Source organism: Paenibacillus tyrphae, assembly GCF_024158745.1.
Lineage (GTDB): Bacteria > Bacillota > Bacilli > Paenibacillales > NBRC-103111 > Paenibacillus_G > Paenibacillus_G tyrfis_A.
The window spans coordinates 1-13,738 of the sequence record NZ_JAMZAW010000025.1; the positions used below are offsets into that span (position 1 = coordinate 1).

The 13,738-nt window shown below is 53.7% G+C and carries 7 protein-coding genes; 1 reads left to right on the forward strand and 6 read right to left on the reverse strand.

Annotated features, from left to right (window positions below):
• The 3 genes from NI000_RS29130 to NI000_RS29140 all read right to left on the reverse strand — a co-directional run.
• The coding region (locus tag NI000_RS29130; RefSeq protein ID WP_253414868.1) for an HNH endonuclease signature motif containing protein at window positions 1-310 on the reverse strand (310 nt) is incomplete at its 3' end.
• 310 nt (window positions 311-620) lie between these two features.
• Window positions 621-2,336 carry an ORC-CDC6 family AAA ATPase gene (locus NI000_RS29135; protein WP_253414869.1) on the reverse strand — a complete coding sequence of 572 codons (1,716 nt, stop codon included), beginning with the start codon at window positions 2,334-2,336 and terminating at the stop codon, window positions 621-623.
• Window positions 2,337-2,660: 324 nt separating this feature from the next.
• Window positions 2,661-3,020 (reverse strand): helix-turn-helix domain-containing protein, encoded by a 360-nt coding sequence (locus NI000_RS29140; RefSeq protein WP_253414870.1) that lies wholly within the window; start codon window positions 3,018-3,020, stop codon window positions 2,661-2,663.
• Window positions 3,021-3,407: 387 nt separating this feature from the next.
• Between NI000_RS29140 and NI000_RS29145 the strand changes: the two genes are divergently transcribed.
• On the forward strand, window positions 3,408-3,815 hold the full coding sequence (locus NI000_RS29145) for a JAB domain-containing protein (RefSeq protein ID WP_253414871.1): 408 nt from the start codon (window positions 3,408-3,410) through the stop codon (window positions 3,813-3,815).
• Between the two features lie 70 nt (window positions 3,816-3,885).
• Here NI000_RS29145 and NI000_RS29150 read toward each other — a convergent pair whose 3' ends face one another.
• From NI000_RS29150 to NI000_RS29160, 3 genes are read right to left on the reverse strand one after another with little or no spacing between them, the layout of a single operon-like run.
• Window positions 3,886-7,770, reverse strand: coding sequence for a non-ribosomal peptide synthetase (locus NI000_RS29150; protein ID WP_253414872.1), 3,885 nt, complete (start codon window positions 7,768-7,770; stop codon window positions 3,886-3,888).
• Between the two features lie 36 nt (window positions 7,771-7,806).
• Complete coding sequence (locus NI000_RS29155; protein ID WP_253414873.1) at window positions 7,807-12,504, reverse strand: non-ribosomal peptide synthetase; 4,698 nt, start codon at window positions 12,502-12,504, stop codon at window positions 7,807-7,809.
• Window positions 12,501-13,730 (reverse strand): MupA/Atu3671 family FMN-dependent luciferase-like monooxygenase, encoded by a 1,230-nt coding sequence (locus NI000_RS29160; RefSeq protein ID WP_253414874.1) that lies wholly within the window; start codon window positions 13,728-13,730, stop codon window positions 12,501-12,503. Before NI000_RS29160 ends, NI000_RS29155 begins: the two co-directional genes overlap by 4 nt.
• Between the last annotated feature and the right edge of the window lie 8 nt (window positions 13,731-13,738).

Genomic DNA, 13,738 nt, shown 5'->3' on the forward strand with positions numbered 1-13,738 from the left:
CCCATAACTCGTGGTTTATTTTAATTTGTTTAATAATAGTTTCGGTAAACGTTTCAGGTTGATTATCAATCATTTTATGATGAATCCGACATAATAAAATTAAATTTTCATAAGAATCTATTTCATCTTTGGAACGGCCTGGATCATACCTAGGTCCATTACACTGTCCAGAAATAATATGACATTCTTCGCCGACAATAGATGAATCATCTTTATCAGTTTCATCAATAATTAATTCTAACCTACATATGGAACATCTATTTCCCGATCTACCCCATAATATTTTTCTAGTCTTATCTGAGATAGACATTGAATATCGCTGGCCTCCCTTGAATAATATTTCGGCTAACGTTCTACTCACAAAGGTCTACCAGTAATTACATCCTGCATTCGTGAAGATTTGTGAACACATTAGTATAATCATACCATGAAGTGGAAAACATTGTCGCATCTGGTCGCACAAAAATACCCCTAAACCTCTTTAGGGGCAAAAATCATCTATAATACAGCTCTCTACACATTTCTGGTAACTACTTTTGATACGGTTTACTGTCTGTAATGAAAAGTTTTTTCTAAATAATATACAAAACAACTGTACACCCGTTCTTCTGTATTTCAAATTAATTAGCAGCTACTGGTTCTTCAACAGACTCAAAGCAGTTGTTACATAACTTTTGTTTTTTGTACGCGAGGTGGTTTACATCAATTGGTTTTTTGCAATGCTTGCAATTAAATGCATCACCAACCTGGAGCAAAAAGTCATTAAAAAATGCATCCTCTAATGAAACCCGTCTTATATCTCTGAAGTTGTCAATTGTGTCCAAATCAGAGAGTAGAGCAGAATCCAAACTAGATTGAGGAATATTAATACTTGTATAGCACCCATAATCTATTGAATAAACATTGTAAGAAACGCCTTTATTATCTTGATGGGAGTATCCTACTTTTCTTAAGTGAATAACTCTTAAATCAATGAGTTGTTGCAAGTAAACATTGTTTGCGTGTTTATCTGGAATAAGAAAATGTGTTTTCTGTTTTTTAAGCACTATTTCATTTACAATTTTCTCAAGAAGTTGTCTTGCATGGTAATTATTGTCAACACGTTCTTTTTTATCAGTTTTATACCAATCAATAGTTGCTAGACGAATGTGCCTTACTCCAATACGCTTATTTGCGCTACTCGTATTTAGTAAAAATTTATCGTATGAGTTAATAAAAAGATTTATAAAATCCCTGGGAACGCCAGCTGACGCCAACAAGATTTCTCTCAGGGCTTGGGTCGCAAAAAACTCGTTTATGAAACCGGTGCTGGCTTTTCTGGTATTCGGGTCAAGATATATCTTATGTATATCTTGATTTATTGATGTAATATGTTTAAAGAGTAATTCATTGAAAAAGTCACGGGTTTGTTGCTTGTTGACTTCATAGACAAGCCTGTTATCAAGATTAAATCCAAATATATCACCACCCTCTTCTAGACCAAAAAATTTGGATTCCGTACTATACCCAAGTTTCGTCCTAAAGGGAATGGCGGCTATTTTGAAAGAAAACTTACTCGTTATAAATGCCCTTTTTACCAACTCAGCTAGAAATGGTTGTGATTCAATAGGAATTTCAGACCATTCATCAAGCAAAACAATTATTCTTCTTAAATCAAGCCCTTCTGGTATGTCAGATAAAATGTTTGAAATATCAGCAAATGATAGGTAAAGCCCCTTCTTAGTTTCAGTAGTATCCTTTATTTGTTTTTCACCTGAAGCGTTGAATTCAGGGGATTTATTTAGCTTTAATGAACCAACTAGCTTGCTTATTTCCTCTTGATTTAACTTAAACTCATCTAATTTTTTAAACTCCTTTCCATCAAAGCTGTAGTTCAGTTTCTTAAGTTTTTCAGCTAGCCATTGCAACTTCTCGCTCTCTGTATTATCAGTCCTAAATTCAAAATGATTAAAATCAAAAATGAATTTCACATTTTCAACCAATACATCGCAAACTTCTTGAATAATGTATTTGAAAATTAGGATACCAAGTAGGACAGGGTCATTGTTTCCCGAAGGAATTAAAGGAAGCAATTTTCTGAGGTCAATATATATTGGCAACTTCTTTTCAGATTGAAAATCCGTTACTAAAAGTTCTTGGAATGCTTTTAATAAGTGAGTTTTACCAGTCCCCCGTCTCCCATAAATAACCTGATTTTGTATATTACTAATATTTTTGATAGTTTCTCTTCCAGCATATAAGTCTAAAAAACTAACGTTTTCAATATGCTCTGCCCTTATAATATTAGACAGTTCTTCAATAGTATTACGTACATTATCATCGTGAAGATTGAGCAAGACCTTCCCTCCTAATAATAATCTTTCTATGTATCAATTATATCATATATTCAATAATGTACATATTTTGGAGAACTTGCCACTACTTAATTTTACGTTTGATCGCGCATAATCTTAAAATGTATAGTAAACCTTTTATACCAGAAGTTAGATCATACAAATTCTCGAAACCCCTTATTTAAAACGAATTTCTCTAATCTTTCAATCGGTGCTCATTTTGTTTTTGTCATTCATACCTTTATCCTCACTGTAATCTTATAAAAATTAAAACTACAACAAATCCAGCCCCTAAACGGTGCTGGATTCTCTTTTGCCGTAAACTTCTTATTCCCTCTTATCCTGCTTCCGATAAGTAGTAAATTCAATATACTCGCGGATAAACGCCTTTTCATCCTCCGAAAGCTCTTGCACGGAGCCGACCGATTGGAGCTTTTCTCCCAACAAGTCGTCCTCTTTTACATGTCGATCTTTACCAGTAACCAACCAATCCAAGGTGACTTTAAAATACTCCGCGACTCTAACCAGCTTATGAATGTTGGGTGTGGACCGTTCACTTTTCCAATCCCCCATGTTGCCTGAGCTGATTCCCATTTCCTTCAGAAAATCGCTCTTGGGAATGTTGTTGGCTTCAATCAAATATTCAATGCGTTCGACAATTTCTTTTGAGGACACGAATTTTTCCATAGGTACACCCTTTTATAACAATTAGCTCGTAAATACGAAAAATATATTTACTTTCTCGTAAATACGAGTATAATTGGAAATGTGCAGTCTTTTTCTCTCCCAATTATACCACATCTAGGTTGACTTATTAATGTGCAGGGAAATAGCGATAAAGAAGGCTTCACAACCACAGCCTTAGTCACAAACTCATTGAAGTAAGCACCTAATAGACTTTAACATACCTCACGTAATTACGAGCATTAACGGATCAGTCGCCTTTAAATCTTTTTATGGAATACGACGGCTAGCTACATTTTCATTAGAAAGGTTGCTTGAAGAAATGAATTTACTCACCTCAACGACTCAAGGTCAAACGCCATGAAACGGCTCAATGTGATTAGCTTACGCATGGTTCGCGAATCGACATACCCTTATAAAACCGACAAGATCCGTTGCCCCGAGGACGCGTATACGCTCGTAACGGAGTACTTAAGCGACGTCGACCGCGAATACTGTCTGCTCATCTGCCTAAGCATCAGAAACACAATAACCGCGCTCGAAGTCGTCTCCATCGGAACCCTCGATGCGGCACTCGTCACGCCGAGGGAAGTGTTCAAATCCGCCATATTGAGCAATAGCGCAAGCATCATTCTAGCGCACTCCCATCCAAGCGGGGATACGTCACCGTCACAGGAAGACTTAGAGCTGACCGAACGGGTAAAGAACGCCGGGGAAATCCTCGGCATCGAGCTGCTGGACCATATTATCGTCGCGGACGGAAAGCATTTCAGCCTACGGGAAAACGGGCTCATGTAGCCCGTGCCCCCGCAAAAAAGAAAACCCGCACCGGGAACGAACCCCCGATGCGAGCCTCCAAGCCCACACGCTACCGCACAACCGGCGAACCCAAAATACCCTTGATAATCTCCACATTCGCTTCCATATGCTCCGGGTCCAGCATCCGTTCGTGTCCCCCGACGCCCTGATAATACGCCACCCGGCCCGAAGTGGCCCCCTGCCAGTTCCGGTACTGTTGCTCGGCCTCATCCTTCGGCAGATGACGAAGCTCGTCCTCCGGCTGCGAGGAGTGAACAACATGCAGGTCCGCATGGACCGTGCCGATATTATCCAGCAAATAAATATAGAACGAATATTGCTTCAAGCGTTCCAGATCTTGTTCGTTGATGCGAAAATTTTTATAGAACTCGCGAATCACGGGGGTAGCGATATACCTCTCCCACATCGCTTGCAGAGCTTCGTCGGTCACGGGCTCCGGCTCAGTCTTCCGGAAAGCGTCCAGCATGATCACATCGGACACGCGGTACCCGGCCGCCTCCATCGCTTTGGTCACCTCAAACGCCAGATTTCCTCCGGCGGAGTAGCCTAGGAACGTATAATCGCCTTCCCTCTGCGCAGCGGAGATCAGCTTGACATAGCGCTCCATCCGGTCGGGATGATCGATATAATCCAGCGCATAGATCGTGCAATCGTCCATCTGCTTGGCGAACTCATAATACGCGATCCCGAGACCGCCCATCGGCGGGAAGCAGAAAAGCGTTTTGCGCCGCTCCTTTTTGTTTAAGCGCACAATAGGCTGAGGCTCCGCCTTGCTGTTATCCATCAAGAAGGCGGCCATGCCCCGGATCGTGGACGACTCCAAAATGACGTGCAGCGGAAGTTCCGTCCGATAGTCGTGCTGGACCCGTGACACGAGCAGCATCGCATGGAGCGAGCTGCCGCCCGCTTCGAAGAAATCGTCCGTGACGCCGATCTCCGGCCTCTCCAAAATCTCCCTGCACACCGCCGCCAGCCGATGCTCCCACGGATTGCTCGGGACGGCCTGCGCCCGCGACTCCGCTGATTCCTGGACCATCACGTCGGGCTGCGGCAGCGCCCGGCGGTCGATTTTGCCGTTAGACGACAGCGGCATCCCGCGGAGCTCCGTATAATGAGACGGCACCATGAAAGCCGGTAGCCGTGCCGCGGCAAATGCCTTAAGTTCTTCCGCAGAGACCGGGGCGGCCGAAACGTAATAGGCGCACAGCACGGTATCACCGCTCGCCCCGTCCCAGGCTGTCACCGCTGCTTCACTCAGCCGCTCGTGGCTTCGAAGCACGCTTTCGATCTCTCCGAGCTCGATGCGGTAGCCCCGGATTTTGACCTGCTCGTCTTTCCTGCCCATATATTCCAATCGCCCGTCCGGCAGCCAGCGGGCCAGGTCACCGGAACGGTACATGCGCTCCCCGGGATAGAACGGATCGGCCGTGAACGACGCGGCTGTCCGCTCCGGGAGATTCAGATAGCCTCTCGCCAGCCCCTTGCCCGCGATCCACAGCTCGCCCTTCACGCCAAACGGGACCAAGCCGCGTTCGTCGTTCAATACATAGACGCGGGTGTTCGGCAACGGCTTGCCGATAGATAAGGGCCGATCCGGCACGACGTTCCGCTCCAGCGTCGTCACGATGCTGTTCTCCGTCGGACCGTATTCGTCCACCAGCTCGATATGCGGGAACTGCTCCCTGCTCCGCTTCACCAGCTTGGCAGGCAGCCGCTCCCCGCCCAACGTCACCACGCGCAAGGAACGGGCGTCCTCCTCGCCGAGACATTCGACCAGCGCCGTGTACACGCTAGGCACACAGTCGAGATGCGTCACCTGCCGGTCGCGAATATGGTCGCGGAGCGCCAGCGGATTCCGCGCTTCCTCATCCGTAGCCAGCACCACCGTCGAACCCGACAGCAGCGGGGTAAACAAGCAGGACAGGAAGGCATCGAACGCATACGAGTACAACTGCAGCACCCGGGCCGTCCCGTCGAACGGGTATTCCGCTCGGCGGGCCAAGACCGTATTGACCGCTCCCCGGTGCTCGATCAAGACGCCTTTCGGCTTTCCGGTCGTCCCGGAAGTGTAGATGACATAAGCCAAATGGCGGCTTACGCTGAGCTCAGGCGGCTCCTCCCGGTCTGCGTGACCAAGCTCCGGGTCCCTGAGATCGATGCATTCCCCGGCAAAAGGAATCTCCCCCAGCGGCGAAGTCCTCAGCAGCAGCTTCATGCCGCTGTCGGCGATCATATAGGCTTGCCGGTCGGCCGGATAATCCGGCGGAATCGGGACGAAGGCCGCGCCCGCCTTCAGAATGCCAAGCATGCCCGCGATCATCTCCACGGAACGTTCCGCGCACAGGCCGATGCGGTCGTCAGGCTGCGTCCCTCTGAGCCGCAGCACATGGGCCAATTGATTGGAACGCTCATGCAGCTCGCGGTATGTGAGCGTGCGAGTGCCGCAGAGCAAGGCCGGGTGATCCGGCGTCTTGCCGACCTGATCCGCGAAGCAGGCATGAAGCGTCCGATCCGCCTGCTCGTACCGGACCGACTGGAAAAAGCCTCCCAGCAGCTTCCGCTTATCCTCCGGCGTCAGCACTTCGATCCGGTCAACGGGCACCGTTTCATCCGCCATGATCTGATCCAGCACGCCAATGAATTGGTCCTTGAGCTGCTGCATCAGCCACGGCTCATACAGCGACGCGTTGAAGTTAAACTTCATGGCGGCATCCTGCGGATAGACGTAGATATTGAAATGCTCCGTCGCCTCTTCGGCGCGAATATCTGCGAACTCGAAGCCTAAGCCGTCCTTTGACTCGACATTGTCCACGTACCTCCGGTCGAAGGGGAAATTTTCGAAGATCATCAGATGATCTAGTTGGCGATGCTTCACATCTGTCGCCTGATTCATCTCCTGCAAGGGGACAAAATCGTACGCCTTCGACTCCAGCGCTTGCCGCTGCACCTGCTGAAGGCATTCCGCGAAAGGCTGTTCGGGGTCCAGCCGGATACGGACGGGGATCGTATTGAGGAAAAGTCCCACCATCTCCTCGATCCCCTTCACCTCGGCGGGCCTTCCCGATACGATGGAGCCGAACACGACGTCGTCGCTCTGCATGTACTGCCGCAGCACGATTGCCCATGCCGCCTGAAACACCGAATTGATCGTCGCCTGACAAGTTCTGGCGAGCTGCTGAAGCCGATCCATCCGGGCTTGGCCCAGCTCCGCGTTGACGCTCATGACCACAGGCTTGACCGCTGGCTTGCCCGAAGGGTCCGAAGCGGAAGAGTAGGCCTGCGCTATCACAGGAAAACCGCCCCGGGACCGCTCCAATCCGGCCAACGTCTTTTGCCAATATGCGATTCCCGCTTTCTTATCCTGTCTCTCCAGCCATTCCTGGTAATGACTGTAAGGGGACGTTTCCACGGTCACAGGCTCCCGCTTGTCTTGCAGCAGGCGGTAATTGTCCAGCAGCTCCTGGAACACCCGGGAGAACGACCAGCCGTCCAAAATAATATGGTGATTGCACCAAATCCACCGATACTCCTGCGGACCTGTCCGGAACACGGCCATTCGAACGAGAAGATCTTTACTGAGGTCGAAGCCCCGCGCCTTGTTATCCTGCTTCCATTGGCGCAGATACGCCTCCTGCCGTTCCTTCGCCAGCTCCGATACGTCTTCGAAGTGCAGGCGGAATTTCCGCTCCTTCATCACCACCTGCAGCGGACGCGGCAAATTGTCGTGAACGAATACCGTTCGCAGGATATCGTAGCGCTTCACGAGGGCGTCCATGCTTTGCTCCAGCCGGGAGACGTCGAGCTCGCCCCGCAGCACCGCCTCGATCTGTACAAAAGAGTGCCGGGACTCCTTATCCGAGAGCCAGAGATAATACATCCCTTCTTGCGAAGGAGCCAGCGGGTAGATTTTTTTGATTTTGTCCTTGGAATTCATAGGCAGTTCCTCCTGTTGCGCCGCAGCCGTAAAGGGCTACTCGATCGTATCGACCAGATCGTAGAGCTGATCCAGCTCTTGCAGCGTCAGCCGGTTATAGCCCAAGTCGCTGGGCGTGGCTTCGGCGGCGGTTTGCTCCCCGCAGTGGCGGATGAGGTCCAGCAGACGGTTTTGGAGCTTATCCAGCAAAGCGGCGATCGTGTCGTGACGGTAATGGGTGCGGTTATAATCCATCGCGATGTGAAGCCTCCGGTCCTGCACATAGCCCGTGATGAAGAGCGAAGCCATTCGCTCGGCTTCCGGGCTTATCGGACGGCCGACCGGCCACGACGACGGACCGAACCACCGCTTGCGCAGATCAGTATCGATCTGACCGAGGTAGTTGAAGCAGATGTCCGGCTGCTGCGCGAACGTCAAGCCCGGCAAGCTTTCCCGGGGCGTGATATATTTCAACAAGCCATAGCCGATCCCGTGATTCGGCAGCTGCCGCAAATGCTCCTTGACCGATTTGATCTGGTAACCCAAATCGTCCGTGTGCTCCATCGGCAGCACAACCGGAAACTGCGACGTAAACCAGCCGACCGTGCGGGTAATGTTCATATTCTTGATGACGCTCTCCCGACCGTGCCCTTCCAGATGGATCACGATCCGGTTCGTATTCATCCATTCCTTCAAAGTCAGGCCCAAGCCGGTCAGCAAAATATCGTTGATTTCCGTATTGTAAGCGCGGTGGACTTGCTTCAGCAGCCGCTCCGTTTCTTCCGGCGGCAGCGTGATCATCACTTGAGCCTCGTCCTTCACCCGGTCGCCCGTAGCCTCAAAGTCCCTTGGCACAGGCACGCACGGCGTACTCTCGACGGCCGCCCAATAGTCGGCCTCGCGCAGTACTTCACCGCTCCAGGCGTACTGCTGTACGGCTTCCGCCCAGGCTTGGAACGAGTGCGTTTTGGGCGGCATGACGATGTTCCCGTCGTTCAGCGCCTGCCCGTAAGCCGCTTCCAAATCTTCCAGCACAATTCGCAACGACACCCAATCCATCACCAAGTGGTGAGCGACGAGCAGCAGATGATCGCCCTGCGGCGTCCGGAACAAGGCGGTCTTCATCAGAGGGCCGTTCGCCAGATCGATGCTCTCGTGCAGCCGATTGGCGTGCGCCAGAACGGCCGATTCCATCGAATCGCCGCCGTCCGGAGTCACGACCTCGAAACCGATCAGCGGCTGCTCCGCCGGTCCCCGGTTATACAGCTGTTTGCGGCCCCCTTCGCCCCTCACCACGGACCGCAGCACGTCATGATGCTCGGCCAGCTTTTCCAGCGCCCGCTTCAAGGCGGTTTCGTCCAAAGCAGTCTCCGAATGCAGCATCACCGCCGAATTCCAATGGGCCGAAGAAGCGAAGTCACGGTCAAAAAACCACTGTACGATCGGCGTTTCCGCTATCGCTCCTTCCACGGCGTCCTGCGAGATCTGCACCTGCCCGTCAGCCGGCTTGAGATCGAGGCAAAGCTCCTTCAGCACCGGGGTCAAAAATATGTTCTTCATCTCAAGGTCCCAGCCTCTGCGGTACAATCTCGATGCGATCAGGATCGCCTTGATGGAATCTCCTCCCATATGGAAAAAGTTATCTTCGCGCCCAACCGTTTCTGCTCCCAGCACCTCCTGCCACACGGAAGCCATCAGCTCTTCCAGCTCGCCTTTCGGGGGAACGAACTCCGCTGCTGAGCCGCCGACCGCCGAAGGCTCCGGGAGCCGCTTGCGGTCCAGTTTGCCGCTGGACGTCAGCGGAAAAGCGTCCAGCCTCATGTAATGAGCCGGGATCATGTAAGCGGGCAGCCGATTCAACAGCAGCGCGCGCAGCTCCGCGGTATCCAAATCCCGATCCGCGACGTAATAGGCGCAGAGGGCTTTGCCGGATGCGGAGGCGGACACGACCTGCCGGGCCAGAACGGCAGCTTCTTTGACCGCCGGATGCCCGTTCAACGCGGCTTCGATCTCTCCCATTTCGATCCGGATGCCGTTCAGCTTCACCTGATCGTCGCGCCGCCCAAGGTACTCGACGCTTCCGTCCGGCAGTCGGCAGCCGAAGTCGCCCGTCCGGTACATGACCTCGCCCGTCCGAAACGGATGATCCACGAACCGCTCGGCTGTCAGTTCGGGATTGTTTCGGTAGCCCCGGGCCAGACACGCTCCGCTGATATACATTTCCCCGCGCACGCCAACGGGCACGGGCTGCAAGCTCTCGTCCAAAATATAAATTTGCGTGTTGGCGACGGGACGCCCGATGCAAGCGGATAGACTGTCCGCGTCGAATTCGTGAGCGGTCGCAAAAATCGTCGCCTCCGTCGGGCCGTACAGGTTCAGCAAACGTCTGGAATCCGACAGCCACGCGCGGATGTCGAGCGTGCACGCTTCCCCGCCCGATCCTACGATACGCAGCGAATCGGGCAGCCGCTCCGGGGTGAGCGTGGACAAGACGGACGGCGTCAGCACCATCGCCGTAATCCGCTGCTCCTCCAGAAGCCGGTGCAGCGCCTCGCCTCCCGCCGTCGCTTCCGGGCTGACAAGGCAGAGTGCCGCACCCGAAGCGAGCGTCGCGAAAATCTCCAAGACCGACGTATCGAACGTCGTCGACGCATACTGCAGCATCCGGCTGCCTCTGGACAAGCCGAACAGCCCGATAGCCGCTTCCACCGCGTTGCAGACGCTGCGGTGTTCGATCGCTACCGACTTCGGCTTGCCCGTCGATCCTGACGTATACATCACATAGGCCAGATCGCCTGCATCCACTTCGATGCGCGGATTGTCCGCATTTTCCTCCGAAATCGATTGCCATGCGCCGCCGTCAAGCACGAGCTTGTGACGCACCGCCGAGACCGACTCCGCTCCCGCATCCGCCAGCTTAGGCTGAATCAGCAGAACTTCGATTCCCGAATCCTCGATCATGGTGCGAATCCGCTCGGCCGGATAAGCCGGATCGATGGCGACGTACGCGCCCCCCGCTTTCAGAATGCCGAGCAGGCCCACAATCGTTTCGAACGAGCGCTCCATCATCAAGCCGACGGCCTTCTCCCTGCCTACTCCCCGCTTCCGCAAAGCATGGGCGACCTGATTGGCGCGCCGGTTCAGTTCCCGGTACGTCATCGATTGGCCCCCGTACACGACGGCCGGATCGTCCGGCGTAAGCTCGGCCTGTCTCTCGAACAGATGATGAATGCAAGCATCGTCCGGGAACGGCTGTGCCGTCTCGTTCCATTCGTCTAAGAGTTGATGCCGTTCTTCGTCCGACAGCATCGCCAGCTCGTGAATGGATTGCTGCGGATTGCGCACGATGCTGTGCAGCAGAGCTTCCCAATGCTGGCTCATGCGCTCGAACGTCTCCCGGCGGAACAGATCCGGGGAATATTCGAGAAAGCCATCCAATCCGTCTTCCGTCTCGGTTAAGCCGATGGTGATATCGTATTTTGCCGTCTCCCCGTCGATCATCTGAATATCCGCTTCCAGCTCGGGGAGCGCAAACTTTTCCTCCGGCACGTCCACATACACGAATACCGCCTGCACCAGCGGGTTGCGGCTCGGATCGATCGGAACCCGGAGCTCGTCCAGCAGCAGACCGATCGGCAGCTCCTGATGCTTGTAGACCTCCCTGGCGGTATCGCGAACCTGCCGCAGCAGGTCGATGAAGCTCACCTCCCCCGACATGCGCGAACGCAGCGTGCCCATGGTCAGGAAGTAGCCCATCACTTTTTCCATCTCGATCCGGCTGCGGTTGGCAAGCGGAGTCCCGACCAGAATGTCGGCCTGCCCGGTATACCGGTAGAGCAGCGCCTTAAACGCCGCCATCACGATCATGAAGGTCGAAGCGTTTTCCCGCTTGGCGATCGCTTTCAATCCGTCCAAAGTCTCCTTCGACGACCGAAGGAAGACGCGCGCTCCCCGGTAAGTTATCGCGGGCGGCCGGGGGAAGTCCGTATGGATGTCGAGAACGTACTCGCAATCCTTCATCTGCTCCTTCCAGAAGGCGAGCAGCTTCTCCCGGGTCTCGCCCTGCAAGTAATTCCGCTGCCATTCGGCATAATCCGCGTACTGGATCGGCAGCTCCGGGAGCTCGGCGGGAACGCCTTCAAGCGCGGCCTTGTAATGCGCCATCAGCTCTTCGAAGAAGATCGAGAAGGTGAGCCGGTCGATGACAATGTGATGAATGGTCAAGACGAGCGTCCATTCCGTATCCGACAGCGTAAACAGCTTGAAGCGAATGAGCGGCCCTTTTTCCAGATCGAACAATTGCTGGACCTCTTCGCGCATCAGCTTCTGGGCGACGGCTTCCCGCTCTTCCCCGGGGATATCCCGCAGGTCCACGACGGGGACGCTGACGCGGAGCTCGGGCAGCACGGTCTGCACGGGATCGACGCGCCCGAATACGGTCCGCCAAGCCTCGTGGCGCTTGACGATTTCGTTGATGCCGTACTCCAGCGCCCCATGATGCAGCTTTCCTCTCAAACGGGCGGCCCCGTACACGTTGTACGCGTGCGATTCGGGGTGCATCCGGTTAAAGAACCAAAGCCGCTCCTGATCGAAGGAGAGCGGGCTCGGGCCCGTATGGTTCCGCCGTGGGATCGCTGCGGCCACCGGATTCGGGCTTAGCTGCTGCGCATTCAAGTTTTTTTGCTTGAGCCGCTGTTCGAACAGCGCCCGCTGCTCCGGCGTCAGCGATTGGATACGGTCGGTCAGATTCTTCATGGGATCAGCTCCTTGTCATAGGCGAATTTCCGCTGCAATTCGGATAACCATACCAAGCTTTCCATCACCGTCTCCCGGTCCACGCCAAAATCGATCAAGCAGGCAATCTCCCCGACGCCGATGTCGCGAAGCGTCTCTACCAGCTTCGTGCACTTGTCCGGCGTTCCGAGCAGGGAGCTTTCGCGGTAATACTTATCGAAAGCGCGGGACACGATTACCTCGAAGTCCGCGTCGGTCATGCCGTCGTAGTCAGCGAGAATTTGCCTTTGCTGGCTTAAAAAGGTCTTGAGATATTCCTTCAACGGCCGCTCCACCTTCGCCCGAACCACTTCGTCGTTCTCCCCGAGGCAAGTATGGAGCATGACCGCGACCTTCTTCGTCTGCGGATCGTAGCCATGCCTCAGCAGCGCTTCGCGATACCGCTCGATCTTGCCCTCCAGCTCGGCAAAGCCGTTCCCGAGAATGCCGGTCAGGATACCCGCCCCGATCTCGGCGGCCTGACGGTACGTCTCCTCGTTCCCGTTCGTGGCGATCCACAGGTTCAGCTCGTTTTGGATCGGCCGGGGCAGCGTCTTGATTCGGTGCACCGCTCCGCTGGCGTCGGTAAAAGGCACCGCCTCCCCGCTCCATAGAGCCCGAACCTGTTCGACCGACTTGAACAGCTCTTCCTTTCGGTGGACATAATAGTCCGGGTGCTGCACCGGCGCGAGGATAAAATCGGCGGGATGCCAGCCCGTGGCAAAAGCGACCGACACGCGCCCGTCCGACAGGTTGTCCACGACCGACCATTCCTCGACGAACCGAACCGGGTGGTGCAGCGGGAGCACGACGCTCCCCGCCCGCAGCTCGACCCGCTCGGTTACCGCCGCCAGCGCCGCGCTGAGCACTGACGGATTCGGATACAGTCCTCCAAACTCCTCAAAATGCCGCTCCGGCGTCCACACCGCCTTAAAACCGTGCCTGTCCGCAAACGCCGCGCATTCCATCAGCAGCCCGTATTTATGACGATCCGTGGTCGAGCCGTCGCCGGAGAAGAAAAACAAACTGAAATCCATGGCCGCTTCGCTGCGCCTGCGCTTCGGAACAAAGGCCGCTTCCGCCGCAGTCTGTCCCCGCCCAGGCTTTGCCGTATCCGGCGCCGCGAGCCCCTGCTGCTTGAGACGCCGCTCCAGCAGCGCCCGCTGCTCGGGCGACAGCGCCGCCAGCCGCTCGTGAATGCCGCTCATTTCCTCAT